Source organism: Pseudomonas ogarae (genome assembly GCF_014268695.2).
In the GTDB taxonomy this organism is placed as follows: domain Bacteria; phylum Pseudomonadota; class Gammaproteobacteria; order Pseudomonadales; family Pseudomonadaceae; genus Aquipseudomonas; species Aquipseudomonas kilonensis.
Genome location: NZ_CP077086.1, coordinates 2,772,269 through 2,789,091 on the forward strand (window position 1 = coordinate 2,772,269; position 16,823 = coordinate 2,789,091).

General features: G+C 54.5%; 12 protein-coding genes and 2 pseudogenes. 11 read left to right on the plus strand and 3 right to left on the minus strand.

Features of this window, described 5'->3' with window-relative positions:
• Positions 1-287 precede the first annotated feature (287 nt).
• Positions 288-734 carry a hypothetical protein gene (locus HU749_RS12315; RefSeq protein ID WP_079302855.1) on the plus strand — a complete coding sequence of 149 codons (447 nt, stop codon included), beginning with the start codon at positions 288-290 and terminating at the stop codon, positions 732-734.
• Between the two features lie 176 nt (positions 735-910).
• On the plus strand, positions 911-1,684 hold the full coding sequence (locus HU749_RS12320) for a hypothetical protein (protein WP_225919160.1): 774 nt from the start codon (positions 911-913) through the stop codon (positions 1,682-1,684).
• Positions 1,685-1,747: 63 nt separating this feature from the next.
• Here HU749_RS12320 and HU749_RS12325 read toward each other — a convergent pair.
• Positions 1,748-1,936: pseudogene (locus tag HU749_RS12325) on the minus strand (IS4 family transposase); the annotation flags it as partial.
• Positions 1,937-2,724: 788 nt separating this feature from the next.
• Here HU749_RS12325 and HU749_RS12330 point away from each other — a divergent pair.
• Entirely contained in the window at positions 2,725-3,411 is a 687-nt protein-coding gene (locus tag HU749_RS12330) for a cysteine hydrolase family protein (protein ID WP_095962673.1), read from the plus strand.
• On the plus strand, positions 3,411-4,772 hold the full coding sequence (locus HU749_RS12335; RefSeq protein WP_046062102.1) for a purine-cytosine permease family protein: 1,362 nt from the start codon (positions 3,411-3,413) through the stop codon (positions 4,770-4,772). The genes HU749_RS12330 and HU749_RS12335 overlap by 1 nt, the downstream gene beginning before the upstream one ends.
• 232 nt (positions 4,773-5,004) lie before the next feature.
• Here the strand turns inward: HU749_RS12335 and HU749_RS12340 are convergent.
• Positions 5,005-5,096: pseudogene (locus tag HU749_RS12340) on the minus strand (5-carboxymethyl-2-hydroxymuconate isomerase); the annotation flags it as partial.
• 253 nt (positions 5,097-5,349) lie between these two features.
• Between HU749_RS12340 and HU749_RS12345 the strand changes: the two are divergent.
• The 4 genes from HU749_RS12345 to HU749_RS12360 all read left to right on the plus strand — a co-directional run bounded on the left by HU749_RS12345 (position 5,350) and on the right by HU749_RS12360 (position 10,939).
• Complete coding sequence (locus HU749_RS12345) at positions 5,350-6,723, plus strand: sigma-54 interaction domain-containing protein (protein WP_013692889.1); 1,374 nt, start codon at positions 5,350-5,352, stop codon at positions 6,721-6,723.
• Positions 6,724-6,906: 183 nt separating this feature from the next.
• A complete protein-coding gene (locus HU749_RS12350) occupies positions 6,907-8,055 on the plus strand; it encodes an iron-containing alcohol dehydrogenase (protein ID WP_095973916.1) in 1,149 nt (382 codons plus the stop codon).
• 71 nt (positions 8,056-8,126) lie between these two features.
• Positions 8,127-9,569, plus strand: coding sequence for a hypothetical protein (locus HU749_RS12355; RefSeq protein ID WP_186651970.1), 1,443 nt, complete (start codon positions 8,127-8,129; stop codon positions 9,567-9,569).
• 413 nt (positions 9,570-9,982) lie between these two features.
• Entirely contained in the window at positions 9,983-10,939 is a 957-nt protein-coding gene (locus HU749_RS12360) for a cyclase family protein (RefSeq protein WP_013692892.1), read from the plus strand.
• Positions 10,940-11,438: 499 nt separating this feature from the next.
• Here HU749_RS12360 and HU749_RS12365 read toward each other — a convergent pair whose 3' ends face one another.
• Positions 11,439-12,830 (minus strand): aldehyde dehydrogenase family protein, encoded by a 1,392-nt coding sequence (locus HU749_RS12365; protein ID WP_079302851.1) that lies wholly within the window; start codon positions 12,828-12,830, stop codon positions 11,439-11,441.
• 100 nt (positions 12,831-12,930) lie between these two features.
• Here HU749_RS12365 and ptrR point away from each other — a divergent pair, with 100 nt between their 5' ends.
• From ptrR to HU749_RS12380, 3 genes are all read left to right on the plus strand, one after another.
• Positions 12,931-13,812: a putrescine utilization regulator PtrR gene (gene ptrR, locus HU749_RS12370; protein ID WP_046061803.1), complete on the plus strand. Its 882-nt coding sequence runs from the start codon at positions 12,931-12,933 to the stop codon at positions 13,810-13,812.
• A gap of 386 nt (positions 13,813-14,198) precedes the next feature.
• Positions 14,199-15,026: a helix-turn-helix domain-containing protein gene (locus tag HU749_RS12375; protein ID WP_013692895.1), complete on the plus strand. Its 828-nt coding sequence runs from the start codon at positions 14,199-14,201 to the stop codon at positions 15,024-15,026.
• A gap of 224 nt (positions 15,027-15,250) precedes the next feature.
• The gene (locus HU749_RS12380) at positions 15,251-16,795 is read left to right on the plus strand and encodes an ABC transporter substrate-binding protein (RefSeq protein WP_046061802.1); all 1,545 of its coding nucleotides are present in this window, start codon (positions 15,251-15,253) and stop codon (positions 16,793-16,795) included.
• The last annotated feature ends 28 nt before the right edge of the window (positions 16,796-16,823 follow it).

Sequence of the window (16,823 nt, forward strand, 5' to 3'; positions counted from 1 at the left end):
GTCATAAAGTTTATGATACAGTCCTGCTGTTGATAGGGATGTCATAGTGTGTGTCACTAGGATTTGTCGTGTTTGCGGGATACAAGAGCACGTCATACGCCTTACGCATTATTTTTCTCATCATCTAGATGGCAGAGCTGATCTTCTTCGGTGGAAAGGGTGTGTCTGGACTTTCATGTTTCTATAATGTGTGAGTTTTTGCTTTTTATCGAGTTGTTGTGGTGTGGAGAGGTTTCGCTACGCCATGAAAATGTATGTATGGAATTTAAATCAAAAGGAATAAGTGCATGAAGATGTCGAAATCTGTTTTGTCGGTACTGACTGTTGGTATGTTGGCGGCAGGTTCTGCGCTGGCAGGTCCTCCAGTAGCTGTTACTTTCAAGAATCTTGGAACCGCCGACGCTACGTACACGATCATTACAAATAATGAAGCCACAACTAATGTAAATTCGGTCCCGAAGCCAGTGACTACTGTCAAGGCGGGTGGTGCTGACACCTATACTGTTCAGAGCAACCTTTCGCCTATTGCCAACTATGCGAACCTGCGCTACACCATTGGCGGGAAGACTTGCACGTTCCTGGCAACCTATGTTGGGACAGTCGGCTCAGGAGGCTCGACTATTCCAAAATGGAACAATACGGCAACACCTAGCGGTGGCGCAGTGTGTACGGCAAAAGTAACCTCGACCAATATCTCCACCTACGCCTGGTCTGTTGAATTTACCATGAAGTAAGGCCCAAGCCGGGCCTGGCGGTTTGGCTGCTTGCGCAAAGGCTGCCCTTGCCGCTGGGCCTGCGCCGGTTTTGTTCGTCCATTCATCGTGAAGCACTACAGTTTTTATGAGTGCTGCCGATAATAAATTTACTAGCCACGTTTTCAGGAATGGCTGATAACAGGGAGGACATTATCTTGGTCGGTTCAATTAATTCAAATGCGTTTTCTGGTTCGCAGGTTTCCCATGTGACGGCGAGCCAAAATGAATCGCTAACGAAAACTCAGGTGGCAACTGAAAGCGCTGATGTGGGTAGTCATAAAGATACCAGTCGCCTTTCTTCACTCTCTCTACAGTTGAGTGAAAGTGCCGCGCGTGCGGCGGCTAGAGATTCGAGTATGAGCAGGAAAGAGCTTGGCGCGAAAGCGAATGAGCTTTTGAGCAAGATTTCCGGTGATGGTTATTTTATCAACAAAAAAGCTAATGATGCTGAGGTGCCTGACACTCAGGATCCTGTGTTATTGGCTCGTGCGGCCAATGCAACGCAGTTTGTCAATGGCAGTGGCAAAAATCCATTTGCGGGTATGTCGAGCGATCAGCTCTCATTGATTATCTATGATGACAGTGGAAGTTTTACGACTAACGAACGTCGCGCGGCGTGGAGTGAATCGTCCGATCAGGAATATGCCTGGCGGCAGAAGGTAGTTGCCAATTCGATCGCGGAATATAATGAAACCGGAAAGCTGACGAAATTCTTTACTGCAGCACTTGAACACTATAAGGAGTTGCCCGCTATTGAGCAGGCACAGTACCCTAATAGTTATGAGGCAAAGTTGCAGGGTTGGATAGCACTCGATTTCAACTACAAGACCCATACGGTTGAGGGAAAGGGTAGTCCTCAGGACGTAATGGACAAGGTCTTGAATCTCGACAAGCAACTGTTTGATGACGCTGGGGCAGATACGGTTTGAGTGCGGCACTCACCCAAGATTGAGCATGCCCAAACAAAATGCCCCGCATCGTCGTAATGCTGGTCACTTAAGCGGAGCAGTCTTATGATCCGCCGGAAACCGGGTCTTTGAAATCTTCACCGTCCTTGGCCCCTAAGGCCTTGGACGGTGATCCAAAAATACTCCTCCAATCCCAGCTCTTAACTCCGCCCAACGTCTGCCTGTTGCTGATGTCGAGTTCGCCGCTGCCATGACGATTAACTGAGCGGCGATGTGCCTTGATACCCTCAAAAAACAAGTCCAGAATCAAGTCTTTTCCGCCCCGGCAAGAAAAGAAACCCCTTAGATTTCAACGAGTCGGACGCCAGATAAGAGTCTCGTTTCCCGCTCCAAGTATTTAAAAAATGGATCTCTGAAAAGAGGTCCATTTTTTTCGTCCAAAGAAAAGTCTTTCTTCGACTTTTGCCGCGCCGTCCCGTGAAAACATTATCGGCGGATGGAGCGTAATGCTAGGCGCCTGGCAAAACGCCTAGGAACAGAATTGGCCAATGCTGCCCACCTGCAACGGGAGTTTCAGAAAGGTGCATTTCGGCGTTGCGTGCTACGTTCCGTAGCGCGGTGTTACGGCATACCGAATGCCATAAGACATCACGATGATTCCTGATATCGCTCTATTCTGCCGCTTTCCGAGCCTTCCGATACTATGGCGTGCATATTGCTTGCCTGACGGAACTAACCCCAAGAGTCTACGTCATGGTCAGTTCCGCATTTCGACCCGGCATAACGCGCATCAGCCTGCTTGGCTGGGCAACGTTAGTCCCGTGCGGAGCCATGAAGAACTTTCTACGTCGATCGGTTGCGCCTTCCCACGTGACTCTGAAGCGCCTTCCCTCCTGCGTTGCCGCTAAGCAAAACGGTTTTTGGCAAATAGTCAGGTAATCCTTCCTCGAGAATCTCGAACTTTCCGTAGCCCGCGATTGCGGTGCCTGCGCCTGAGCATTCGTTAGCGACCAGCGAGCCTTGCGGCTATCGACTGGTGCTCTGCAATTGGAAGAAACCTGATGACCCAAGACATGGCTTTGCTCGTGATCGATCTTCAGAAAGAAGACGGCTTCACTCTGGAGCGGTTCGATCAAGTAATCAAAAACGCAACAGCGCTGGTTGATTGCGCTCGAAAAAACAACATCCCTCTGTTCTACACCCGTCATGTCAACGATGCCCAAGGTTTCGGCTTGGCGCTGGGCGAGCCCGTAGATGCCGAGGGTAAACCGACAAGCTATCGCGCTGGCACATCTGCCATAGAGATCATCGACGCGTTAGCCCCGCAGGCCGGGGACATTGTCATTGATAAGCAACGCTACAGTGCCTTCCACGGCACTCGGCTGACTCCGATGCTGAAGGAGCGCGGGATCAAACATCTCGTGGTGATGGGCGTGCTGACTGACGTCTGTGTGATGAGTAGCCTGTTCGATGCCTATCAGAACGACTTCCACTTGAGCCTCGTGGCCGACGCTTGTACGGCGACGACTTCCGCAGCCCATTACTCGGCCTTGTTTATTCTCTCCAACTGGCTTTACGGACTGGACATGCTCTCTACCGAACAACTGTTGCGACGCTGGAGGGGCGAGCCAGCACCTTCACTTCGTACGATGGAACCAGACCACCTTGCTTTCCAGCCAGAAGAGTTCATGCAAGCTATCGCGCGCCTGGAGAACTGCCTCGTTGCCAAGACTGAGCGGAGAGCATGATGAACGTAGAAAAAAGAAGCATCGATTTCATCCCGGAAACCGAACGTCACGGCGAACCCCGTTCTCTGCTCTTCGTGTGGTTTGGGGCCAACGCCAACATCACCACGGTTGCCGCCGGGGTGCTGCCGGTCAGCCTGGGGCTGAACCTGTTCTGGAGCGCTTTGTCGATCCTGCTCGGTTCCCTGATCGGCGCGATATTCATGGCTTCGCATTCTGCACAGGGGCCGAGATTGGGCATCCCGCAGATGATCCAGAGCCGTGCGCAGTTTGGGGTATTTGGAGCCATTGTTCCGCTGCTGTTCGTAATGTTCATCTACTTGGGTTTTTTTGTTAGTAATACGTTGTTGGCCACCCAAGCAGTCGCCGCTTCAAGCCCCCTCAGCAGTGAGGCAAACATTGTACTGCTTGGTTTGCTCTGCTTCCTGGTAGCCTTGTTTGGCTACAAGCTCATCCACCGCCTGCAAAAAATGCTGTCGTTGGTCTCGGTTGTTTTTTTCGGGATCGCGACCCTGCTCGCCCTTGCGCTGCCAATAGACGCGGAACAATGGACGACGCAGGGCTTCAACTTGGCGAGCTTCCTCGCGTCAGTGAGCATTGCGGTGACTTGGCAGTTGTCCTATGCCCCTTATGTGGCCGACTATTCTCGCTATTTGCCTACCCAAACTTCCGCGCGCCAGGTTTTCTGGTACAGCTATGCGGGTACGGTCATTGGTGGAAGCTGGATGATGTTGCTGGGTGCGATATTGACCAAGGGCGTCACAGGTTTTTCAGACAACGTTGGCCTTCATTTGCTTAGCGTTCTAGGGGGTGGGACTTTGCTGGCCGTGGCATTCGTGCTCTATGGTCAGATCGCCATTAATGTGTTCAACCTCTATGGAGCCTTCATGTCGACGGTTACCGTTATCGAGCCCTTTGCTGCGCTCAAGGTCACTGCGAAGGTGCGCGCCAGCTTTATGCTCATTATCTGCGCCGTTGCCACTGCGTTATGCACGATGGCCCAGGATGACTTCATTCAGTTCTTTCTGAATTTCATCTTTTTCATGAGCTACTTTCTAATCCCATGGACGGCAATCAACTTGGTCGACTACTACGCGCTACGCAAAGGCGTCTACGAGATTGCGGATATCTTCGACCCCTCGGGAATCTACGGTCGGGTGAACTGGATCGCTATCGGAGTGTTCCTCGCGACCATCGTGCTGGAAATTCCATTCATGAATACGTCCCTCTACGTCGGCCCCATCGCCTCGGCCCTGCAGGGTATCGATTTGGCGTGGGTTGTTGGTCTGGTGTTTCCGGCATGCGCTTACTACGGATTGATGAGTCGGCGCGGTCTCGTGGTGAGCAAACCAACAAAAGCATGATCGTTGAGCCGGAGATTGCTCAGATCAAACACTGATCAGGCTGCGCTGAAGGAGAGTTGGATGTGATCTTTGTGACTGAGCCACCAAGACAGTCGTATCTATCCAGTCGATAGCTGTCCCATCATGCTGTGCGCTTCCCTGCTGGCCGCTGCGAAGATTTTGCGGCAGGCCAGACAGGGGCGCTTTTTTAACAGTAGTGGCGGGTCGTCGATCCATAGCGAAATGCGCTCCTATCCAGTCGAACTCCGCGGCTACGAATTCCTCCTAGGGGAAATACACCGCTGGCGCCAAGTGTGGCGTGAACTTTTCGAAGAGACCCGGCAAATCGGCTTAATTCGACGAAAACCATTTGGTTATCAGCTACCCCTTCTCGGCGCTTTAATACCGCTAAACAGTTCACACGCTACGCTAGGGGCTACGGACTATTGTAGTTGCTGGTAAAGAACGAGGTTGCGATCGGGTCCTCAGGGTTTGCAAGCAGATCTGGAACTACATCGTTAGGCCAGGCTTACGTTACTCTCCATCCTGGCACAACGTTTACACTTAACTGCTCCGCACCCTCGAAGGAACCTCCCCGGTGAACGTCAATGACGCCAGTTTCGAAGAACTGCTCAACGCTTTGCATGACGGCGTCTACATCACTGATGGCGACGGCAAGACGCTGAAGGTCAATCAAGCCTATGAGCGCCAGACCGGGCTCAGCGGTGCTGATCTCATCGGCCGATCCATGCAGGAGCTTGTAAAGGAGGGCGTCCTCTCGCAATCGGCCACACTGCGTGTATTGCATGAAGGTCGGCCGGTGTCGGTGATGCAGAGCCTGAGTCAGGGCAAGAAATTGTTAGTCAGCGCCACGCCGATTCTCAATGCTGAAAACCGGATTTCATATGTTGTCAGTACCGTACGCGACATGACTGAACTGCTGCGCATGAAACACGAGCGTGATGAGTTGCAACAGCTTAAACAACTGCGCAACAGCACCGCCAAACTTCATGCTGGCCAACGAGACAACCTCCTGCGTTCTCCACTTATGGCCGATCAGGAGGTTTCTGGCCGTATTTTCTCGCTGGCCCGGCAGGTTGCCAGTAGCTCGGTGAAGGTTCTGCTTCAGGGAGAAACCGGCGTAGGAAAGACCCTCGTAGCGCAATTCATCCACAACGCCAGTCTGCGTGCCAGTGAACCATTTCTCGCACTCAACTGCGGTGCGCTGCCCGAGAACCTCATCGAAGCCGAGCTGTTTGGCTATGCGCCTGGAGCGTTCACAGGCGCGGGTCCTAAAGGCAAGCGTGGCCTGCTGGAGCTGGCGCATCACGGAACATTGTTTCTCGATGAAATTGGTGATTTGCCATTGCCGGTGCAGGTCAAGTTGCTCAAGGTCATCGAGGAAAATCGCTTCATTCCGGTCGGTGGCCTTGAGCTGAAGGAGGTCGATGTACGCATCATTAGCGCCACCCACCATGACCTCAAACAGCTGGTGGCAGAAGGTCGTTTTCGGGCAGATCTGTATTACCGGCTCAATGTGGTGCCAATCCACATTCCGGCACTGCGCGAGCGTCGGGAGGAGATTCCGCCGCTTCTGCATTACTACCTCGACAGATTCAATGTCCGCTATGAACGTCAGGTTCAATGGAGTCTCGAAGCCCTCGATTTGATGTGCGAGTACGCCTGGCCCGGCAATATCCGCGAGTTGATCAACATCGTCGAACGGCTGGTGGTGACCAATCAGACCGGGACTATCGAGGCGCTCGACATGCCCGAGGAGATCCTCGACCTCAATCCGCGCAATACCAATGAAACCGGCTTGCCATTGCGCAAGGTATTGGAAAATGCCGAGCGCAGTGCGATTCGTGCGGCGCTGCGTGTGCACAAGACCACGCGCCTTGCAGCCAAGGCGTTGGGCGTGAGTCAGGCGACCGTGGTGCAGAAAATGAAGCGCTGGGAACATTCTGATTAGAATTCTAATCAGCCTCGATTGAATCGATCAGAAACCTAATCGGGACTGACCGGTAAAACCCCTCCTATTATCGTGTAAATCGCGCAGAGGCCCCACGTCACGGGGCTTTGCGGGCATTGGCACGTCTTTCGCTAACTCGTATGGCACGTCTTCCAATAAAACAACATCAACTGGACGAGCCCGATGAACATCTCTGCTTTCAAAATCGCGAACAAACTGATCACTGGACAAGGCGCTATCGAGCAGCTTTCGGCTGAACTGACTCGCCTCAATGTCCAGAACCCGCTGATCGTCACCGACGCCATTCTGCTGAAATCCGGCACCGTTGACCTGGCGCTGGCGCAACTGGGCAGCCGCCACTACGGCGTTTTCGATGAGGTCAAACCGGAGCCGGAAATCGTTATCGTAGAGGACTGCACCCGCGCCTATCGCAAGGGCAACCATGACGGCTTGATTGCGGTGGGTGGCGGCAGTGCCATCGATATCGCCAAGGGTGTCGCGGCGTATGCCGAGCATGGCGGTTCGCTGAGCGAACTGTTCGGTGTCGATCTGGTAAAGCGTAAGGGCCCTGCGTTGATTGCGATTCCAACGACCGCCGGCACGGGTTCGGAGGTCACCAACGTAGCGATTTTTTCCGACAAGCAAGCGCAATTGAAGAAAGGCATTGTCAGCGACTACCTGCTACCCGATGTGGCTTTGGTTTGTCCGACCATGACGTTGACCTGCCCACGCAGCGTGACGGCGGCCAGCGGTGTCGATGCGCTGGTGCATGCGGTCGAGGCCTATCTTTCACTCAACGCTTCGCTCATCACTGACGCCATCGCGCTGGGCGCTATCAAACTGATCGCCAAGGCGCTGCCAAAGGCTTATGCCAACCCCTCCAACCTGCACGCGCGGGAAGACATGGCCACCGGCAGCTTGATGGCCGGCATGGCATTTGGTAACGCCGGAGTAGGGGCGGTGCACGCCTTGGCATACCCATTGGGCGGGCGCTTCAACATTGCCCACGGCGTCAGCAACGCCTTGCTGCTGCCGTACGTGATGGAGTGGAACAAGACGGCCTGCGTCGAACGCTTTCGTGATATCGCCGAGGCCATGGGCGTGCGCGTCGCACACCTGGGCGACAAGGATGCGGCCGACCAGGCCGTTAAAGCCATGACGGATCTATGTGTCGCCGTGGATATCCCAACCGGTCTGCGCAGTTTCAACGTGCCTGAAGATGCGATTCCGGCGATGGCCGAGGAGGCCAGCCAGATCGACCGCTTGATGCGCAACAACCCGCGCAAGCTGACCGCCGCTGATATCGAGAAGATCTATCGCGCAGCCTATTGATCTCCGTCACTTACGACTCCGGTAGTACCGGAGCGTGCGCCCGTACAAAACCAATAAAACAGGTGAACTCAATGTCCAACATTCCTGCGCAACGGAGCGAAAGCCCGTACATCCCGCTGGGTCCCTTCAAGGTCCGGCTGCCGTTTATTCACTACAAGATCGAGCTTCCGGATTACCTTCAGGGCTTGCTGATGTGTGCCGTGGACCTGGCGGCCATTCCGCTGATGACCGAACTGCTCGGCATGCCATTCGAGGTCGCACTTGCCGTCGTGATGCTCAACGGCTTGCTGTACCTGGCGCACCATTTACTCGGTGACCCCACCGTACCTGGCTGGATCACCCCGGCGGTACCACTGCTGATGGCGTACTGCGCGCAATTCCCAATGGGCCCGGAGCGTGTCCACGCCTTGATTGCCTTCCAGTTGATGCTCGGGATTTTTTCAATCGCCCTGGGGGCGACCGGGATGGCAAAGAAGGTGGTGGAATATGTGCCCTCGGCGATCAAGTCCGGGATTATCGTCGGTGCCGGCTTGAGTGCGGTGATCGCGGTGTTCCAGGTGGGCGGTAAATTCAACGTGCTGCCCTGGACCATTTCCATTGCGGTCGGCATTGCCTTCTATTTGATCTTTTCCCAACACTTTAATGAGCTCAAGCAGCGCAACCGCTTCTGGTGGAACCTCGCCAAGCTCGGCATCTTGCCGATCGTTCTGTTGGCCGTGGTGATTGCACCATTGTTTGGTGAAGCGTCCTGGCCAACGATTCAGTGGGGTATCAGCAAACCGGACTTTGCCGGCCTGTGGAACGACTACACCGTGTTCGGCCTGGGCATGCCGCCACTGTCCATGTTCATCTCCGCGCTGCCGACCATGCTGGCGGCGTACATCATCGTCTTCGGTGACGTGCTCAGTGCGAAATCTCTCCTTGATGAGGCAGAAACCGTCCGCACGGATGAAGTCGTTGACTACAACGCCGACCGTGCTCACCTGATCTTCGGTGCGCGTAATGCGTTCATGAGCATCTTTGGCCCGGATGTCGCCATGTGCGGCCCGAAATGGGCGGCGATGTTAGTGGTGGTGATCGAACGTTTCAAAGGTGGGCCGAACGCGATGAAGTCGATCATCGGCGGTGTCGGGTCGTTCCGTTGGGGGACCAACAGCGGCCTGCTGTTGTTGCCTGTCGTGACCCTGGTACAGCCGATTCTCGGTGTTGCGCTGTCGCTGACCTTGCTGATCCAGGGTTATGTAAGCGTGCGCCTGGGCATCCTTGAAGCGCGCAGCCAGCGCGACTTGGGTATCGCGGGTGTGATCGGCGCGGTACTGGCAATCAAAGGCGCGAGCTGGGCCTTCGGGATTGGCGTTGTGCTGTGCTTGTTGATCTACGGTAAGAACTTCTTCAAGGGCGAGATGGATGGGACATTTGCCAAGGATTTGAAGGCGGCGGATGCCAAGCCAGCCAAAGGAGCTGAGTCGCCCACGGCTACTAAGCGGGTAGCAGAAGAGGCTATGGCTGACTGACATGTCTGAGTCGCTCAGTCTGACACCATTGCGGTGAGCTTCCTCCCACAGGTTTTGTACGCATCACGCCCTCTGTGATCAACACTAATCCATCTGTGGGAGGAGCCACGGGCTGACTCTAGCCACGCCTTAGCCACGAATGAAAGTTCGCCTTGCCCTCGCCATGCGAGCGATATCTTCCTAGTCAGCGACGGTGATCGGATTTCTGCGATCGTGAAGCTGTTAGCGTCAAGTGTGTCGAGAATATGTGGGGAGAAGGGTAGCTCCGACACCCAGATTCATGAGCGGGGCCGTGAGATCCCATTGCCTACTGCGTCCGCTTACTAGTGGGGTGAATCCTGCTTCGTTGCAAGCATTAGTCACTCAGTCATTCAGAGCAAACAATAACCACCGCGACTAAAAAGGAAAAAATCATGACAACTGCAGTTCCTACGATGGATGATTTTTTGAAGGACGCTCCTTCTAACTGGGGCAAGTGGGGACCGGAAGACGAAGTTGGCTCGCTGAACTACCTGAGCGCGCAAGAAGTCATGCGCGGAGTGGCGCACATTAAGACGGGAAGCGTATTTACTTTACAGCGTATGATCGGTGATCCCGCAGGCGATCCGGTTTGGCCAGGCCGTACCCCGGCGGAACGTACTATGGTTCTCGATGAGTCAAGCTGGGACAATGATCATGGCCCATGTTATCCCGGCGGGTTGCACTACGCTGATGACAAGATCGACGCGTTTCTGCAAGGCTCCACGCAATATGATGCGCTTGGCCACCTCTGGTACGGCGGAAAAATATGGAACGGCTACGACGCGCGAACAACTGTGGGTGGCCTTGACAAGGCCAGTGTCGCACCTATCGGCGAGCGAGGAGTGGTCGGACGCGGAGTATTACTGGACATGGCACGGCATCGTGGCAAGCGCATGCTGGATAAAGGTGAAACATTCACTCACTTAGATCTTGTGGCGTGTGCAGAGGCTCAGGGCCATACGATCGAGCCCCACGATATCCTAATTATCAGGACTAACTTCCTTCAAGCTTTCTATGAGCAGGGCGAGGCGTTTTACGACGGATTCTGCGAGCCAGGCCTTACATATTCGGAGGAGCTTGTTCGATGGTTCCATGAGAAGGAAATTCCAAACCTTGTCACCGATACCATCGCCAATGAGGTCACGACAGACCCAGTATCAGGTGTGGCTCTACCACTACACTGCGCTTTGATGCGTAATCTTGGTATCGCCTTTACGGAGATCTGCGATCTGGAAAAGCTAGCTGAAAGTTGCGCTAAAGACAGGCAGTATACTTTCCTTTATGTGGCAGCCCCGCTAAAAGTACATCGCGCTGCCGGATCACCAGTCAATCCGGTAGTGATCAAATAGTCATTTATGCTGGGGCAGGTTTGCTCCTGCCTCAGCATAAGTGAAAGCAGCCGATGCTCGGTGTTGTTCTGTCGCTGACGTGCCTGATCCAGCTTCTCAGCCCCTTTCGTAACTTAATCAGCCGGTCGGCTTCTTAACGAATACCCTCGGCCTCGGCAAACCTACTCAGAGCAATATTGGTCAACCACGCGTCGAGTCGTTCGCACAGCTGGTGAATAGGCCAACGTCACGGTCAGCTCACGCGTAGCGAGAGCTGACCGGAGGAACGAGGCAGGCAACGGTAATTCGAAGATTTGGGTAGAGTTCCTTTCTATCCCTTCTTCGGATGTCAGAACCACGCAGTGGTCTGAGGATCGGAACAATTCACTTTCGCTTACTTTGCCGTATCCACCAACTTCACGAAATATTTCGCGATTTTAGGCGGGGTATTATTTTTGTAAGCTGCAATGAGCTCTTTAGAAAACGAGGTTTCCAACGCACTCGGTCTTCGTCCATGCGCTTAATGCCGATCAAGCCACACCGTCTGCGCGTTGCAGAATTCACGTACCCCGAAGTGCGAAAGCTCGCGACCAAAACCGCTCTTCTTCACACCGCCGAAGGTGACACGCGGATCTGAGGCGCAGTAACCATTGATAAATACACCACCGGTTTCCAGTTCACTTGCCATTTGTTGGGCACGTTCCACGTCGCCTGTATAAATCGTCGCGGCGAGGCCGAACTCACTGTCATTTGCCAGTGCCATGGCGTGGGTGGCATCGCGTGCGGTGATGATCGAAGCGACTGGGCCAAACAGTTCCTGCTTGAACGAGGTCATCTGGTCGGTGACATCAGCGAAAACCGTTGGCTCGTAGAAGTTACCGCTACCCTCGGCCTTCTTGCCACCCAGTAACAACGTAGCACCTTCCTCCAAAGTGTCGCGCACCTGCTGATCCAGTTCATCACGCAGATCAAAGCGAGCCATCGGGCCGATGTAAGTAGCGGCTGCCAGTGGATCACCGACCACGAGTTTTTGCGTGGCTTCAACGAATTTTCGCGTGAATTCTTCAATAACGCCCTGCTCGACAATCAGGCGCTTGGCCGCTGCGCAGACTTGCCCGGTGTTCTGATAACGGCCAATCACGGCGGCTTTCACTGCATCGTCGAGGTCGGCATCGTTGAGTACGATAAAAGGGTCGGAGCCGCCCAGTTCCAAGACGCATTTTTTCAGCGCCGCACCGGCCTGCGCGCCGATGGCCATGCCAGCTCGCACGCTGCCGGTGAGGGTGACGGCTGCAATGCGTGGGTCTTTGATCGCCGTGGAAACACCTTCCGGCGTGACGTTGATGACTTCGAAAGTCCCTTCAGGAAATTCGGCTTGCTGAAAGGCGTCCAGCAACAGGTAAGCGCTACCCATCACGTTTGGCGCATGTTTGAGCACGTAGGTGTTGCCTGCGAGCAATACCGGAACGGCGCCGCGCAGGACCTGCCAGATCGGGAAGTTCCACGGCATCACCGCGAGAATCGAGCCGAGTGGGCGGTATTCAATGCGTGCTTTTCCGCCCTCAACCAATGTCGGTTCTGCGTTGAGCATGGCCGGGCCGTGTTCCGCGTACCAGTCGCAGAGCTGCGCACACTTTTCGATTTCGCCACGTGCTTGGGTAATCGGCTTACCCATTTCCAGGGTGATCATGTTCGCCATCGTTTCTGCGTTGTTGCGCAAGACGTTGGCCAGGGCGATCAGCCGTTGCGCGCGTTGCGCAACGGGTGTGCGATGCCAGACACGGAACCCGGCCGTGGCACGTGACAATGCGGTTTGCAGTGCCGCTTCGGATTCAAAAGGGTAGTTACCGATTTGCTCGCCGTTGACGGGATTGATCGAAATGGCATGAGTGAGACTGGAAATGTTGGTCATGGCATCGTCCTGCGGGGTGGGAATGCGTTCAGACTACGGTGGCTTTTGGTTACTTAAAACTGAATAATGCTGACCGTATCGTTCACGTATGGAGAATGACTTGGATCTGGTTCAGCTGGAAATTTTCAAAGCGGTCGCCGAGCACGGCAGCATCAGCGTCGCCGCTCAGCACATCCATCGTGTGCCGTCGAACCTGACGACGCGGATCAAACAACTGGAACAGGACCTGGGCGTTGACCTGTTTATCCGCGAGAAAAGCCGCCTGCGGCTGTCGCCGGCTGGTTGGAGTTTTCTCGACTATGCCCGACGCATTCTCGATCTGGTCCACGAGGCGCGCGCGACGGTTGCGGGGGAAGAGCCGCAAGGATCGTTTCCCCTCGGGTCGCTGGAGAGCACGGCGGCGGTGCGTATTCCTGAATTGTTGGCCGCCTATAACCAGAAACATGCCAAGGTCGAACTGGCCCTGTCCACCGGTCCTTCCGGGACCATGATCGACGGAGTGCTATCGGGTCGATTGGCCGCTGCGTTTGTCGATGGGCCGGTGCTGCACCCGGCACTGGAGGGCGTGCCGGCATTCGAGGAAGAGATGGTGCTGATCGCACCGCTCAACCATTTGCCGATCCACCGTGCGCAGGATGTGAACGGCGAAAACATCTACGCCTTTCGCTCTAATTGCTCTTACCGACATCACTTTGAAAGTTGGTTCGCCAAGGATGCTGCGGTGCCCGGCAAGATTTTCGAAATGGAGTCGTATCACGGCATGCTGGCCTGTGTCAGCTCCGGTGCTGGCCTGGCGCTGATGCCGCGCAGCATGCTCGAAAGCATGCCGGGCTGCACCACGGTGAGTGTGTGGCCGTTGTCGGAGTCCTTTCGCTATTTGCGAACCTGGCTGGTGTGGCGCCGGGGGACGGTGTCGCAAAGCCTGACCATGTTCGTGCGTTTGCTCGAAGAGCGATGCACAGCGGCGGGCCGACTGACTTGAGCGAATCAAACCGCCATCGATTAGCAGACTCAGCCGTGCTGCCTCGACCACATCGATGCATCAGGTTGCAGGGAGGATATCGTGACTAAGAGCTCACGCGATGTTCAAGTGAACAGTCGACTCTTGGGTAGCTATAGGCGCGAATTACAAATATGCAGACGATGTTAGTTCTACCGAAGCGTCAGGAATCGCTGGATAAGCTTGTGCATTTGTTGAATATGTCCTCACCTAATCGCTATGGTCGGGTCAATGCTCGCGTCGATCACGGGTTGGCAATGCCGAGCTTCTGCGCTTCAGGCACTGTCTTGCACTGAGCTTTTGAAGCCGTGACCCCAAGCGACGATTAGTTCAACGTGTTGTCAATTGTGGCATTAGGAATACTCTTTATGGTGAGCTCCAGTTCATCCCAGTCGATGCAAGACTTCAGTCAAAACCTGCGCCTTCTCTGCGGGTACTACAAGTCGGTGGCTATGGTTTGCCGCTCCCTCGATATCAATCGCCAGCAGTTCAACAAATACTTGGGGGCGCAGGCGACTCCCTCACTGTTCACCCTTCGCAAGATATGCGCTTTTTTCGGGGTGGATGAGGATGAAATATTCTCCGAGCACGAGTCGTTCCGCGCTTTGCTCAACAGACAGCGCACAGTGCGAGAGCCGGACAGCGCAGTACCAGCCGATTTTTTCCCAAGCTCCGCGCAGGAACTGTCGAAGTACCAGGGTTACTACTTTGTCTATTTGATGTCGCCCTCCGGATCAGGGGAGGTGATCAAGTCGATTACCCGCTTGACCCGTTCCGGCAACAAGATCCTGAGTAAAACCTACGAGCGAGTGAGGTTGGGTGATGACCAACTGAAGAGTTTCGGTATCAATAAATATCGTGGGTTCTGCTTTGCCTCATCCGATCTGATTTACATCGTCGAGCACGAATACCTATCGTCTCGGGGCTACATCTGGTCGGCGCTTTACCCCTCCTATCGCAGTCGCTTCCGCTTTCTCAACGGCTTGGTGCTCGGCGTGTCGGGCGACAATTTTCGACGTCCTTTTGGTGCGCAGATTGTGTTTGAGTACCTCGGTGAATCGATCGATCTGCGTAACGCGCTTTCCAGTTGCAGCTGCTTCCCGATTGATGCCCCTGAGATCCCCAGCGAGGTGAGGGCGCGGCTGCTGATTCGCCCATCCGAGGGTGAGTTCAACCTCGTTCCGCCATTGTTCTAATCCCCGCTTTAAAAACAGACGCTAGGTGACGCTTTCAAGCGTCATTTGGCGTTTTTTTCTTAGCGCTGGCGAAATTGAGCTAGCGGTGCGGCAGATCAATAATGAGCCACACCGCTCAACAGGCAGTTTCACGAACGGCCAAACACGTCGTTCATTCCAGCTGGATTAACGCCTGCTCGTGCAAGTGACCCGCTGCGCCCATCATAAAAATAAGAGGAACATCGATGAACTTCAAAAGAACCTTGATGGCAGGGTTGATGGCGCTTTCCATTACCGCGCCGTTGACCAGTGGCTTGGTGTGTGCGGCAAACAATACCTTGGTTGTCGCTGATCGAGCCTCTTTCAAGGATTGGGATCCAGCCTCGGCGTTTTCGGAAGAGGTGCGGGTGCTGGGCAATATCTACGAGACGCTTCTGGTCTATAACGCTCCGGGCAGTGCCGAGGAGTTTTCCCCTGGGCTCGCCACGTCTTGGGAAAGCAGCGACAACGGCAAGACCTGGACCTTCAAGCTGCGGCACGGCGTTAAGTTTCACGACGGTTCGGCGTTCAATGCCGCAGCGGTCAAAAAATCCATCGACTATGTCAAAGCGCTAAAACAAGGCGCTGCGTATGTATGGAAAGCGCTGGATTCCATCGAGGTCCTCGCTGACGACACGGTAGTGCTCAAGTTCCAGAATCCCACTCCGGCCAATCTGATCGCGGCAGGTCAATACGCTGCTTATATCATTGCCCCGGCGGCGGTGGATAAGGGGCATGACTGGATGATGGCTCCCAATGCTATCGGTACCGGTCCCTATAAGCTTGGGCAGGTCGAACAGGGCCAGCAAGTGGTGCTCGAACGTTTCGATGGCTACTGGGGAGGTTGGAAAGAAGGGCAATTTGATCGCGTCATCGTGAAGGTCGTGTCCGAAGCCTCCACCCGCACCCAGATGATAAAAAATGGCGAGGCTGGCGTTGCCTGGGATATCCCCCTTGATCAGCTCAAGGTATTGGGAGAGAACCCTTCTATCAAAGTCAGTACCGCGCCTTCGTGGAAGAACTTCCAGTTCTTGATCAATACCCAGAAGTACCCTACGGATAACTTGGCATTTCGTCAGGCGCTGCAATACCTCTGGGACTATGAAGGTGTCACCAACGATATTTTGCACGGCTACGGTAGTGTGTCCAAGGGGCCTTTACCCACCAGTATCTGGGGGCATGCCAGCGTGCCTATGGCTTCCTACAATCTGGATAAAGCCCGCCAATTATTGGAGGCCTCTGGCGTACCCAAGCAGGACTGGAAGGTCTCGATGCAGTACATCAGTGGCATCTATGCAAACGCCGCTGAGCTGTTCCAGGCGACGGCGTCTCAGGTTGGCGTAGAAGTGGAGTTACGCCCCGGCGAGTGGGGTGTGATCTGGGATAAGGCCAAGAAGCTGGACACCGCCCCCAACCTGCAATCCATGGCTTGGTGGCCGACGTATCCGACACCCAGCGATTGGCTTTTCAGTGAGTTCCATACCGAGAAGACAACGCTGTTCAATCTGTCTCATTACAGCAACCCAAGTTTTGATCAGTTGATCGAAGAGGCGGCGGCGCTGGAAGGCAGTGATAGGACAAAATCCTCTGAAAGGTACGTTCAGGCCCAGCAGCTCCTGGCTAAGGACGCTCCTGCGATCTGGTACGCCGACGTGCAGCAGATACGTGTCTCCCGCAAAGACATCAAGGGTATGGAAAAGAGCCTGAACCCTGCTTATGAGGCAATTCTCTATTACAACTTGAATCGCTGAATGCCGAGTTGTTTGCGATGAAGTTGTA

Bases quoted from the DNA above. Each gene is read 5' to 3' on its own strand.
- HU749_RS12335 (WP_046062102.1), top strand. From the start codon at position 3,411: ATGAACGTAGAAAAAAGAAGCATCGATTTCATCCCGGAAACCGAACGT.
- HU749_RS12360 (WP_013692892.1), top strand. From the start codon at position 9,983: ATGACAACTGCAGTTCCTACGATGGATGATTTTTTGAAGGACGCTCCT.
- HU749_RS12380 (WP_046061802.1), top strand. From the start codon at position 15,251: ATGAACTTCAAAAGAACCTTGATGGCAGGGTTGATGGCGCTTTCCATT.
- HU749_RS12365 (WP_079302851.1), bottom strand. From the start codon at position 12,830: ATGACCAACATTTCCAGTCTCACTCATGCCATTTCGATCAATCCCGTC.
- HU749_RS12330 (WP_095962673.1), top strand. From the start codon at position 2,725: ATGACCCAAGACATGGCTTTGCTCGTGATCGATCTTCAGAAAGAAGAC.
- HU749_RS12350 (WP_095973916.1), top strand. From the start codon at position 6,907: ATGAACATCTCTGCTTTCAAAATCGCGAACAAACTGATCACTGGACAA.
- HU749_RS12315 (WP_079302855.1), top strand. From the start codon at position 288: ATGAAGATGTCGAAATCTGTTTTGTCGGTACTGACTGTTGGTATGTTG.
- HU749_RS12355 (WP_186651970.1), top strand. From the start codon at position 8,127: ATGTCCAACATTCCTGCGCAACGGAGCGAAAGCCCGTACATCCCGCTG.
- HU749_RS12375 (WP_013692895.1), top strand. From the start codon at position 14,199: ATGGTGAGCTCCAGTTCATCCCAGTCGATGCAAGACTTCAGTCAAAAC.